Here is a 12,955-nt window from a genome sequence, read left to right on the forward strand (position 1 = left end):
GAATATCTTTGTTTACTTACTAAACCCATAAGGTGGACATTCAAAATTGGTAATATCCAATTTGTATTCCATCATATCTTTCAACTCGTGTATGGGAGGTTCCAATTCGTAAGGTATCGGTTGTCTGCTGAATTGCTGGAAGTAAAGCAAACAAGCATCCCGCCACCAGACAGCATCCCGTGCCTGAATCTTCAGGCGGTGTTGCACATCACGAAAACGTTCGAAATCAATATACGGTTCCATCCTGTCCCACACTTTTTGAAAGTTTCTCACTTCGTTTACACCACGATCATACGCGTAGCACAGTTCTGTCCAAAGTGTACGCCCGCTCTTCATCTGATGATTCCAAGGGACATGGTGAAACCAAAGGAGCAGATTCTCCGGACAGGTATTCACATTGTCCAGTTGCTCGCATAATGGAGAATGGTATTGTCCGGTAGCATTACTTCCTGTACTGCTGCGGTCGAAACCTATTCCCATGTTGTCGGCACGGTGGTAATAAGGAGGTAGCCAATCCGGGCGGGCATCGGGAATATCACACCAGGGTTCCGGTCCGTAATGATGTCCCCATGCAAAGATATGATGCAAGCCGAGAGGCATCATGTAGTCTACTACTGCTTCTCTCGATTTCTGAAGCACTTGGGAGTTGAGAAAGGAGAGTTCAGCGTCAATTTGCTCTTTTTGAATGACTTCTCCTGCCGGAGTATCGATTTGCGCACCGGTAACGGGAAGAAAAGTCTGTTTCAACCATTCATTTCCTATCTGTTCGGAAGAGAGCGAATGCTTCCATGCCAAGCGTCCGAAAGCATACCAGTTAGCTTGGGCAAAAGGATGTCCACACCAATTAGTATCATCACCGATGTTTGCCACTCCGGAAATAGCCGTGAGCGGATGAGGGAATAACGAACCATCCGTCACACGGGCAATGGTGGAGCCTTTGCCTTGTAGATAAGTATCACTATCTAAACATTCTTTCCACATAGGAGCAAGGAACGCAAGGTGATTGGAAAAGCCAAGATACTCTTGTGTGATTTGAAACTCGGGCATAACTGCCGTCTTCTTCATAGCTCCGAACAGCGGGCTGAATGGCTCACGGGGCTGGAAATCTATCGGACCGTTTTTGATCTGCACAATAACATTGTCCCGGAACTTACCATCCAAAGGTTCAAATTCAAGATAGGCTTGTTTGGCACGGTCGCTGTCAGTAGGAGAATAAACGAAAGCGCGCCACATCACAATACCATGATAGGGCCTCAACACATCGGCAAGCATATTGGCTCCTTCGGCATGAGTGCGTCCGTAGTCACATGGACCGGGCTGCCCTTCGGAATTCGCTTTCACCAAGAAACCTCCGAAATCGGGAATCAGAGAATAAATCTCTTTGGCTTTCTGCTTCCACCAGTCTATCACTTCTTTATTCAACGGATCGGAAGTGGACAAACCACCTAAAGCTGCGGGAGAAGAGAAATTGATAGAAAGATATATTTTCAAGCCATAAGGGCGGAAAACGTCGGCCAAGACTTTGACTTTCTGCAAATAATCATTAGATAGTATCTTAGGACTTGCATTGACATTGTTTATTACGGTGGCATTAATGCCGATAGAAGCATTGGCACGAGCGTAGGCTTCATAACGGAGAGAGACAACAGACGGAAGTTCGTCCCATTTCCAAAGTGAATGTCCGGCATATCCGCGTTCGATTGTACCATCCAAGTTATCCCAATGATTCAGGATACGAATTCGATAATCAGGTCGTTCAGAGATATTGAGGGATTGCAAAGCTGATTCCGGTAGTTGTCCGGTAGCTTGCAGACGGAGTAAATGATAAGTTCCATAAAGTACTCCTTGTTCACCGCAAGAAGCTATCGTTATTTGATTGCCACCTTTGGAGGTCTGAATCGTATATCCCTCATTTCCAAGTGCACGAAGTTCTTTATTGCTCCGAACCTCCAAAGTAACCGAGATTCCTCCCTGCCAGAAGTTCTGTAATTCGGAAACCGCAATACGTAATGTAGGTGATTGTTTCTTGCTGGTGATTTCCGCTTTCGCTCCCGATGCATAACGAAGCCACAAGGCACTTCCATCTTCTGCCCAAATAGAAGAAAAGCAAAAAAGGATAGTGAATATCAATGCAAATATATTTCTAGGCATATTTTTCAGATAGAGGCGGTTGTTTTAATGTATTCTATTATTCATCTTTTCCCTCGATAGTAATGATTCGCCCGTCTGCATCATACTGAAGTTCACAGACTTTTAGGCTACGGAGCCATGTCTTTCCCTCTGATGGCACACAATCGTGATGAAACAGATACCACTTACCTTTAAACTCTACAATAGCATGGTGAGTAGTCCATCCTACCACCGGAGTCAGAATGACTCCCTGATAAGTAAACGGCCCATAAGGGTTATCACCTATTGCATAGCAGAGCAGATGAGTATCTCCCGTAGAATAGGAGAAATAGTATTTGCCATTATATTTATGCATCCACGAAGCTTCAAAGAAACGGCGTTCCGTATCCCCTGCTGTCAACGGCTTGCCGTTTTCATCCAGAATTACCACTGCACGGGGTTCTTCGGCAAACTCCATCATATCTTCACTCAAACGAGCGACACGCGACGGGATTGCTTCCTCCTCTCCTTCCGGCAAAATAGCAGATTCCAAGGCTTTATTATTACGGTAACGTTGAAGTTGTCCACCCCACAATCCACCGAAATACATATAATAGTTACCATCTCCGTCATCCCATACAGCCGGATCGATGCTGTAACTTCCCTTCATCGGATTAGCTTCCGGTATAAAAGGACCATAAGGTTTATCACTCACAGCTACCCCGATACGAAATATATCATTCTGATCTTTCAATGGAAAATACATATAGTACTTACCATCTTTACAAACCACATCACAATCCCAAAGTTGACGGCCCGCCCAAGGAATATCCTCTGTGGAAAGCACCACTCCATGATCTTTTATTTCACCGTTCATCACATCATCCATAGAATACACGTGATAATCTTTCATATTAAAATGATCGCCATTATCATTTTCGGCAATACCACTTTCCCAATCGTGCGAGGGATAAATATACAGTTTGCCATCAAATACATGTACGGCAGGGTCAGCCATATAATCACTGGGAACTAAATATCTTTTTTCTGTTTTCATATTATTTCTATTTTTTCTGTTAGAAACTTATTTTGTTTTTTCAGCCTCTTTGATAATCAGGTCGACTACCGGCTTCGGCTGATAATTGCGATCAAAAAGTAACGGATAATCCGTGCGGCCTCTCATCGGCCAGTCATTACGCCAAGAGTTCTGATCGGCTACTCCCCAAAGAGTAACCCTGGTGATGAGGTTATGATGCTTCAGGAACAGACGGAAAAAGTCATTCATTCTTTCAGTCCATGCTTTCGATACCTCTTCCGGTAATCCATCCGGATAAGGATTCATCTCTTTTTTATATTCAAAGGAAGCGGAAACTTCTGCACCTACATTGGGATTCGGTGATGGTATCACCGTCAAATCCAGCTCTGTTATCATTATCTTTACCCCTGTTCCGGCAAAGGCCAGCATACTCTTCTCAAATTCACTGATTTTCGGGTAGTCCATGCCTATGTGTCCTTGCATACCTACGGCATCAATACGGATTCCACGTTTTTTCAAACCATTTACCATCTTCACGACTGCATCTCTTCTGCCCGGTTGAGCCATAGAGTAGTCATTGTAGTAAAGTTCGGCATCCGGATCGGCCTCGTGTGCATACTGGAAAGCCAATGGAATATATTCTTTCCCCAAAATCTCATAAAACTTTGTCTTGCGATATGCTCCATTATCTTCAATCGCTTCATTTACTACATCCCAGCCTTTGATGCGGCCTTTATAGCGTTTCACGATAGTCGTGATATGGTCTTTCATCCGCTTCTTCAAGACTTCCGGAGAAACATTGTTCCCATCCTTATCTACGCAAAACCAAGGGGCCAATTGTGAATGCCAAATCAGGCAGTGACCGATGATAGCCATTTGATTGCTCTCACCAAAACTGACAAATTCATCTGCCTGCGTAAAATTATATTTATTTTCTTTCGGATGAATGACAGAAGACTTCATGCAGTTTTCCGCCACGATGGAATTAAAATTCTTCTTTACAACTTCAACAGCTGCGACATCCTTACCGGAACTTTGATGTGTGTTCACTGACACGCCAATCAAAAACTTGTTTTTCAAAGCCTTTTTCAGCGAATTTCCATCTTTCGCAAACACTTCTCCATAAGAAAAAGAAAACATCACTGTCAATAACAACAGAATTATTCGTTTGAGTTTCATACGTTATATTTTTGAGTAATAAACATTCTACATCTTATCTATTCGCCTTTCTTACAGCGCGATTCTATCTCCTCATTAATATTGTCAATCACATTATCTTCCAGTTCATATTTAGAAATAATGAACATAGCTACCAAAAGTAACAATGCCGGAATAACGGCCACGAGCCACAGTATTCCCTGTTCGGCAAAAGGCGATTGTGACACTTCATTTGTCTGGTCGAATCCGACAAAAGCCATAACAAGTCCCGGTACAACTCCTCCAAGAGCCATTCCCGCTTTATAGAAAATACCAGTCAAAGCATTGACTATGCCCGAAATACGTTTACCATGAGTATATTCGCCATACGAAATTACTTCAGGAACCAAAGCCCACATATACCCTGTTGCAATAATGACTCCGGTAGATTTTATGAACTGCGCCACAAAGACCAGCCATATCTGTGTTTTGAGTACCGGAACCACAGAAATAATATACAGCAATGCCATACCCAATATAGCGACTGAAAGGAATACATAAAACATTTGCTTTTTTCCAATAGCACGTTTAATGGCAGGTACCATCGGCATGAAAATGAATGCGGGTATCGAGCCCAAGGCCATGAAATAAGGTAACATCTCCGGTGCACGTACATTATAAATCATATAATATGAACCGGCAGAATTACCAATGGCCATCATTGCAAAAGCAGTAATGAAAAAGAATGCCAAAATACGCAAAGGTTTATTTCTACAAAATTCTACCCACAAGTCGGACACTTTTACTTTAGAAGTCTCCTCCCGGTTCATAACTACACGCTCTTGTGTCTGGCTAAAACAAAACACCAATAATACCAATCCGATAACAGCATAAATAGTCATCGTAATAAACCATGCGTTAGCAGATGCAGTAGTATTGATTTTACCATCGGGAGACAACACCTTCACCAGTATCGGAATACCGTATGCCACGGCCAAACCGCCCAAATTGGCAAGAAACATACGCACTGACGTCAACACCGTGATTTCATTCGTATCACGGGTAAGTGACGCATTCAATGCTCCATAAGGCACATTAATCAATGTATAACACATGGATAATCCAACGTAAGTGAAATAGGCATAGAACAGTGAGCCCGAAAAGCCGTTCCAAAAACAAAGAATAGCAAAACCTGTCAGCGGAATTCCTCCCCAAATAAGGTATGAACGGTATTTGCCTAGTTTAGGATTGTGCTTATCGACGAAAGCACCCACCAGAGGATCCCAAAGCACATCCACTATCCTGACAATAAGAAACATCACGGCTGCCACTTCCGGTTTAAGTCCATATACATTGGTATAAAAAATCAGCAGATACATACATACGGTTTGGTAAATAAGGTTTTGCGCCAAATCACCGGAACCGAATCCTATACGTTGAAGCCAAGAGAGTTTATAGAAACCTTTCGCTTCATTGGTCTTTATTGTATTCTCCATAAAATAGATAAATTGGTCATTTTCAGTTTTTCGTATTCATTTCTATCAAGATAGCTGCTGCCACTCGTTTCCCTAGCGTCTTTTTATCCAATGGATGAATATCATTCCATTCTCCTAAATCACTGTTTTTAATCAGAATAACATTTTTATTTGTATCGGCTACTTCCGCCTGCGCTTTCCGGAATTCCGCCCAGGCAGCGCGTCCTCCTTTATCTGTGGGTGAAAGAAAATCCGCCAGCTCAATAATATAAAAAGACATATCCGACTTATTCCATCGTTGTCTCCAATCGGTAATCATGGCTGTCAGCAAATCTTTATACTCATTTCTGCGCGAAACATTCGATTCTCCCTGATACCAGATGACACCGGATACCGTATAGTTCAGCAAAGGAGCAATCATGGCATTATACAGTCCTGTGGGTTTATAATGGAAAGCTGTTTGTCCCGGAGCAGCGGGCATAGGAGCACCGAGGTGATATTTCCAACTCCCCTCCAGATTGATCTCCGACCCTCCTTTTTCAGGCTGCCCTTTTCCGAAAAGGATTTTATAAGGCTTTTCCTTTACAAATTGAGGACGACCGCCATAACTGAACAGGCGTATGGTTATTGTATTTTTTCCGGCTTTCAACAATCCGGCAGGAATGGTATAGATACGGGGAGGATACTGATAAGAGACAGACCCCACAAATGTGCCATTTACATAGACTGAATCTGCATCGACGATGCATCCCAAACGAAGAGTCGCTTTCTCTCCCGCCTGTTTTGCAGACACCTGAAAGTCTTTACGGAACCAGTGGGAGCCATTGATGGTATTCAGTCCGTTTGTTGCCCAGCCAGAAGCAAACAAATCCGTTTCTTTCCAATTGCTATCATCATAATCGGTAGCATACCAAGGGGTAGCCTCATGCATCCCTTTGTCTCCCTGATATAACGACACATTCCAGGCATGACTTTTCTTCCTTTCCTCTCTTTTCATCGACTCCATCAAATCGTCCGCCTCATAAATACGCTTTTCATTCAAATAAAATGGAAAAGGCTTCAACCCTTCCTCGCTGATCCACGCTTCTACCGGTGAACCTCCGACACTGGAATTTATGATTCCTACCGGAACTTTTGTTTTCTGATAGATATCTTTAGCGAAAAAATAGACCAAAGCAGAGAAAGGCATCACATTTTCAGGAGTCATTGCCTGCCAGGAAATTCCCGGAATATCTGCCTGCGGGGCATGAAAATTATAGAGGAGAGGTGTTTTTATATAGCGCACCATCGGATAGTTACTGTCCGTAGATATTTCATCGCGAAAACGATCTGTAACCCGTGAAACAGGCAATTCCATATTCGACTGTCCCGAACATACCCAAACATCACCAATAAGAATATCTTTTAATTCGATATCATTAATGGTCATCGTATAAGGTCCGCCGGCTTTCAAAACAGGCAAAGTCACTTTCCAGTTACCTTGTACATCGGCAACAGTCTTATATTTCTTTTTCAGGAAAGTTATATCAACGGTTTCATCAGGATCAGCCGTTCCCCAGATATTGACAGGTTCCCCACGCTGAAGTACCATTCCGTCGGAAACAAGAGCCGGAAGTTTAACCTTTGCTCCGCCCAACAAGGCGAAGCAAAGGAACACAACTACTAACCCTACCTTATAAAACCAATACTTATTCATTCTGTCTTTTCTTTTATATGTCTTTATTTCATGATAATTTAGCAAGAGAAGAAATCCATCGGGATTCCACTTTGCAAACTTAGGAAGTTTCTTCCCACTTACCCAGAAATTCTGATTCAAATCATTACTCGCTTGTTACATCATCGTTTACGTATGTTACAAAAACTTGTTGCGATGTTACATCCAAGCTGAAACCACCAATGAACAGGAGGAAAAAGAAAGATTTAACAAGAACGGATTACAGCAGTTATTGTTATTCATTCAATCCGTTTTCATGAATAATCATTAAGAATTGCCCCGCTAAATATTCATAAAGCAGGTAGATTTACCGAAATTGTTATTGAAATGTATACCGGAAAGATTCTCTGTCTTCAAACAAAAGTTACTTATACATGATCAATGCAGACTGTCCGGGAATAATCACTTCCGGCCCGGTTTGCGTACCTAATCCACGCACATCTATCACGCCGTCTTTGCATACCACTGTATATTTACCAACAGGCACTTCCAAACGCGCAGGAGTCATACGGGAATTAAAAGCCACGATAATATCTTCCCAACTATCTCCGTTCGCATGATCCTTCAGGCGGAATGCAATCAGGTTTTGTCCTTCCACCGGAAGAAACTCCAGATGCTTCCGGACCTTTTCCGCATCTCCCATACGGAAAGCGGGATGGGACTTACGCAAATCTATGAGTCGTTTATAATACATGAAAACATCTCCGTTCGTCGTTTTACGTCGCCAATCGATAGCATTGACTGCATCCGGACTCTTATAACTATTGTCCACTCCTTGTTTATCGCGCATCACCTCTTCTCCTGCATAGATAAAAGGAATACCTTGCGAAGTGAAGACTACTGTTTGCGCAAGCTTATCAAGCCGGACCAGTTGTTCGGGAGTAGCTCCCGGCATACTTGCTTTCAAGCGATCAACAAGGCACAAACCGTCATGACAGGAAACATAGCTAATCATCTGGGTAGGCTGTTCCGCCCACGGTTTCTGACTGTAATTGACGGAATCACACCGTACTTGCGGATGCTTAATAGCACCCACAATACCGAATTTAACACTCATTTCTGCTCCGGGAACTCCGGCAAGGAAAGCACCTTTCTCTTTTTTCCATACAGGTCCGCAAAGCCCGTCACGCAATTCATCCGAGAATACGGCAATTCCGGGCATATGGGAAACATTCCCTTTCATAGCCAACGAATCTGCCGGATATTGGGGAGTGTCGGCTGCCCAACCTTCTCCATAAATACAGATGGTAGGATCAACCTTGTTCACAGCTTTCCGGATCTCATTCATGGTTTCAATATCATGTACTCCCATCAAGTCAAAGCGGAAACCGTCAATATGATATTCTTTTATCCAGTAAAGAACGGACTCTATCATGAACTTGCGCATCATAGGGCGTTCACTTGCCGTCTCATTACCGCATCCGGAACCATTTGCCAATGTCCCGTCTTCTTTCTGACGATAAAAATAACCGGGAACAGTACGTTCGAAGTTACTTTCAACAGTATTAAAAGTATGATTATAAACCATATCCATTATCACACGGATACCAGCTCTATGCAGTGCTTGTACCATCTGTTTGAACTCTTTCACACGAGTGGCAGGTTGATAAGGATCAGTTGAATAAGAGCCATCCGGCACATTATAATTCGCCGGATCATATCCCCAGTTATAGTGGTTTTCTTCCAGTTTTGTTTCGTCGATAGAAGCATAGTCAGAGGAAGGAAGAAGATGTACATGTGTCACTCCCAGTTCTATCAAGTGATCGATACCGGTCAGTAACCGATCCGAATTCATGGTCCCGTGTTCAGTCAATGCGAGGTATTTACCTTTATTCTTAATTCCCGAAGTAGAATCAACCGAGAAGTCACGATGATGCATTTCATAGATAATCATATCAGCAGGAGATTTCAGAGAAGGACGTCTGTCACTCTCCCATCCCTCGGGATTTGTAGTCTTCCAGTCAATAATGGCGGCACGTTTCCCATTCACTCCGACAGCATGTGCATTGATTCCCGGCGTGTCTCCCTGCCATTTATCATTGATTTTTACATTGAAGGCATAGAATTTACCAAGCAGGTTCTTATCTACTGAAGTTGTCCAGGTTCCATCTTCTGTGGGCTCCATCTTTACTGTTTCATAAGCATGTCCGCCTTCACCGGCATCATATAGCATCAGGCGTACTTCTTCTGCAGTTGGTGACCAAAGATAGAATTTGGTTGCCAACGGCGTATATTCCATTTCCATAAGACTTCCCGTACGAACCGGATACAGCTCAAAAGAAGCATATTCCTTTTTCGCAGGGGAGCAGCTCATTACTGTTGTCACTGTAGTCACCCCTAATATTGCTAAATAATTACTTCCCATCTTCATTTAAACCTCCCCTAGATATTTCCTATCTATCCCTATAATCAGTCGCTTTACTTCACCTTATCCGGATTCTTCGCTATAAAATCCTTCCAGCTATTATAACCTTTTTCCATTGTCGGCCGCCCCATTTGCAGGAAATGACAATAGGCTGCTGCCAATCCGTCCGTTGCATCCATAAAAGTAGGCATATCCTCTTTGGGAAAGCGCAACATCCGCTGTAACATATCCGCCACCTGTTCCTTTGATGCCTGACCGTTTCCGGTGATAGCCATCTTTATCTTCAAAGGAGCATATTCCGTAATCGGAATGTCCCGGCTCAATGCTACTGCCATCGCTACCCCCTGTGCACGGCCCAACTTCAACATCGATTGTACATTTTTACCGAAGAAAGGAGCTTCAATAGCCAGCTCATCAGGCAGATAACTTTCAATAATGCTCAATACCCGTTCATGGATATGGCGAAGTTTCAGATAGTGGTTGGCAAATTTACGCAAGTCGATAATCCCCATCGCAATCATTTCAGGCTTGGTTCCTTTCACTCTTAGAACACCATATCCCATGATTGTCGTACCGGGGTCAATCCCCAGGATTATCTTTTCTTTTACCGGTTGAATCACTCTATCACCTCCATCAAGGTCGGAAACCCGATCACTTTATCTTTAAATATTTTTGTTAGTTCATCATTCAGACGTACTCCCTGTTCCAGATGCCAACGATGCAGCAACCCACTGCTTTCCACCTCCCATTGCAAAGAATACGCACTTCCTTCTTCCCGATGACTCAATATCCGGCAAATACGCGGTGCTTTTAAAGCACCGTGTTTCTGTACTTCAGGGATATAGCTTTCTTTTATCCAAATCATGAAATTGTCGTGAACGTCATCGTCCACTTGAAAAGTTGTATTATAAATCAGCATATCTTAATTTCATACTATTATTTACCGCAAACATAGCAATTATTTCAGAATAATGCATTATATTTGCGGCAACAAAAAAGATTCGTTTACAAACGTTATCATATAAGATAGAAAAGGGGCGTTAGCTCATCTGGCTAGAGCGCGACACTGGCAGTGTCGAGGTGATCGGTTCGAGTCCGATACGCTCCACAAACATCGCAGAAGGGTTCTAAAACAGAACTCTTTTTTCTTTTTTATAACTATTCCATCCCTCTATTCCCTTCAAAAGAAAAACTCATAGAAAAAAACGCCTAAATCTCCCATGTTTCCGGCCTTACAGCTGCATTTCCGACTGAACATCTACACTTTCAAAAAGATATCAAATACCTACAAATAGGTATTTCAATGACGTTTTATCATAAAAACATAAACAAGAAGTATTATATCTTAAGATTTTTATGTTATTTTGCATTGCGTAATTCTATTATAAAAATGAATCATTTAACGGATAAAGAATTAGTAAGTCTATTCAGCACGGATAAGGAGAAGGCTTTCAACCTTTTCTTTCAGCGTTACTATATCCGTTTATGTATGTATGCAGTACAGATTACAGATGACTTTTCCGAATCCGAAGATATCGTTCAAAGTTTTTTTATTTCATTCTGGGAAAAAAAGCTCTATAAAACCATTACTGACAATCTGAAAGGATATGCCTATCTCTGTATTCGCAATGCATCACTGAAATTCATTGAAAAACGAGAAAAGATAGACTCCAGCGATATTCTTCTAAACGAAGAAGAATACCTATATATATGTGAAAGCCTTGAAGAGAATGAACGTGAACAAAAAGAAAAGGAGTTGGAAAAAGCTTTAGCAGCATTGCCCGAACAAGAAAAGAAAGCACTCTATGGTGTCGTTATTGAAAACAAAAGCTATAAAGCAGTAGCTAGCGAACTGCATATCAGCGTCAATACATTAAAGACTTATCTTGCCAGAGCGATGAAGAAACTGCGTAAAAACGAGAAATTACTTCTAGTATCTTTATTCTTGATAAACCTATCATAAATCTTCCAAGAAAAAAAGTCTCTCGTTTTTGACACCCATTTTACACAATTCCGGATCATATAATAAAACGAGAGAAAAGATGAATCAAGAAGATCATAATAAAACGGAGAAAAATCTGATTACTTTGCTCAACTGGTACCGGTTGAAACGGGTAAATGAATTTGCGGCACAATGCGATGAAGCACAAGCATGGGAATCAATCCAGCAACGCATCCGCCACCGTAAACGGATACGAATGTACACCTATTGGAGCAGCACTGCCGCTGCCTGCCTGTTAATAGCAGCTTTCAGTTTTTACACACTCACAGAATATGACCAATCTCTATTTGCACACAGAGGGGAACAGAAAGCAACCCTGTTTGTAAATAACGGAGAATCTTACGACCTGCTGTCGCAAGATAAATCTATATTTAATGCAAACGGCATGCAAGTTGCTCAAAATACAGAAAAAGAATTAAGATACGACACTCAAACGAGTATACAAAAGAATGCAGGAAAGCATATTTTAAATGTACCCAGAGGAGGAGAATATAAACTCGTGCTTTCAGACGGTACACGTGTACACGCCAATGCCGAAAGCCGCCTTACTTATCCCGTTTCTTTTACCGGTAATAAAAGAGAAGTCTACCTCACAGGAGAAGCTCTCTTTGAAGTTGCCAAAGATACGCTCCATCCTTTCATTGTACATACCCCGTACGGTATAGTAGAAGTAGTAGGAACACGGTTTAATGTCAATACTTACGAGAAGAATCAAACTACCGTAACCTTGGAAGAAGGAGCCGTAAAAGTATACTGCGAGGAAAAGAAAGGGACAGAACAAAAATCTCTTTCACCCGGTGAGCAAGCTGTCATACAATCAAAAACAATTAATACACAAACAGTTCAGGTACAGGAATATACTTCCTGGGCAAACGGTATATACGAATATACCGATACGTCACTGGAAACTATTGTGCAACAACTTTCGCGCTGGTATAACGTCAACATAACCTTTACCGACCCGCAATTGCGTGAACGAAAGTTTGCAGGAGTCATCTTCCGCGACCAACCATTACAAAAAGCAGTAGATATATTATCCAAAATTTCTAATGTACACTTCAGACAGAAGGGAAATGTTATTGAGATAACAGAGAACCGTCCCCAATATTAAACAGGA

The 12,955-nt window shown here is 42.1% G+C and carries 10 protein-coding genes and 1 tRNA gene; 3 read left to right on the plus strand and 8 right to left on the minus strand.

All coding sequences use genetic code 11. The features are described from left to right. Window positions 1-12 precede the first annotated feature (12 nt). The 8 genes from AB3G73_RS09335 to AB3G73_RS09370 all read right to left on the minus strand — a co-directional run bounded on the left by AB3G73_RS09335 (window position 13) and on the right by AB3G73_RS09370 (window position 10,755). Complete coding sequence (locus AB3G73_RS09335; protein WP_148364712.1) at window positions 13-2,151, minus strand: alpha-glucuronidase; 2,139 nt, start codon at window positions 2,149-2,151, stop codon at window positions 13-15. A 37-nt stretch (window positions 2,152-2,188) separates the two neighbouring features. Next, the gene (locus AB3G73_RS09340) at window positions 2,189-3,166 is read right to left on the minus strand and encodes a glycoside hydrolase family 43 protein (protein ID WP_148364711.1); all 978 of its coding nucleotides are present in this window, start codon (window positions 3,164-3,166) and stop codon (window positions 2,189-2,191) included. A 27-nt stretch (window positions 3,167-3,193) separates the two neighbouring features. Beyond that, on the minus strand, window positions 3,194-4,324 hold the full coding sequence (locus AB3G73_RS09345; RefSeq protein WP_148364710.1) for an endo-1,4-beta-xylanase: 1,131 nt from the start codon (window positions 4,322-4,324) through the stop codon (window positions 3,194-3,196). A gap of 38 nt (window positions 4,325-4,362) precedes the next feature. Continuing rightward, a complete protein-coding gene (locus tag AB3G73_RS09350) occupies window positions 4,363-5,778 on the minus strand; it encodes an MFS transporter (protein WP_148364709.1) in 1,416 nt (471 codons plus the stop codon). Between the two features lie 22 nt (window positions 5,779-5,800). Further along, entirely contained in the window at window positions 5,801-7,453 is a 1,653-nt protein-coding gene (locus tag AB3G73_RS09355) for a sialate O-acetylesterase (protein WP_320979315.1), read from the minus strand. A 382-nt stretch (window positions 7,454-7,835) separates the two neighbouring features. Then, window positions 7,836-9,842 (minus strand): type I pullulanase, encoded by a 2,007-nt coding sequence (gene pulA / locus AB3G73_RS09360; RefSeq protein ID WP_148364707.1) that lies wholly within the window; start codon window positions 9,840-9,842, stop codon window positions 7,836-7,838. A 47-nt stretch (window positions 9,843-9,889) separates the two neighbouring features. Beyond that, complete coding sequence (gene ruvC, locus AB3G73_RS09365) at window positions 9,890-10,456, minus strand: crossover junction endodeoxyribonuclease RuvC (RefSeq protein WP_004300848.1); 567 nt, start codon at window positions 10,454-10,456, stop codon at window positions 9,890-9,892. Next, a complete protein-coding gene (locus AB3G73_RS09370) occupies window positions 10,453-10,755 on the minus strand; it encodes a DUF4286 family protein (protein ID WP_195358337.1) in 303 nt (100 codons plus the stop codon). The genes ruvC and AB3G73_RS09370 overlap by 4 nt, the downstream gene beginning before the upstream one ends. A gap of 115 nt (window positions 10,756-10,870) precedes the next feature. Between AB3G73_RS09370 and AB3G73_RS09375 the strand changes: the two genes are divergently transcribed. From AB3G73_RS09375 to AB3G73_RS09385, 3 genes are all read left to right on the plus strand, one after another. Then, window positions 10,871-10,944: transfer RNA gene (locus AB3G73_RS09375), tRNA-Ala, on the plus strand. 282 nt (window positions 10,945-11,226) lie between these two features. After that, entirely contained in the window at window positions 11,227-11,799 is a 573-nt protein-coding gene (locus tag AB3G73_RS09380; protein WP_122137782.1) for a sigma-70 family RNA polymerase sigma factor, read from the plus strand. Window positions 11,800-11,878: 79 nt separating this feature from the next. Beyond that, window positions 11,879-12,949: a FecR family protein gene (locus AB3G73_RS09385; RefSeq protein ID WP_367744630.1), complete on the plus strand. Its 1,071-nt coding sequence runs from the start codon at window positions 11,879-11,881 to the stop codon at window positions 12,947-12,949. Window positions 12,950-12,955 lie beyond the last annotated feature (6 nt).

The sequence above is a fragment of the Bacteroides sp. L008 genome (assembly GCF_040812255.1).
Classification (GTDB): domain Bacteria; phylum Bacteroidota; class Bacteroidia; order Bacteroidales; family Bacteroidaceae; genus Bacteroides; species Bacteroides vicugnae.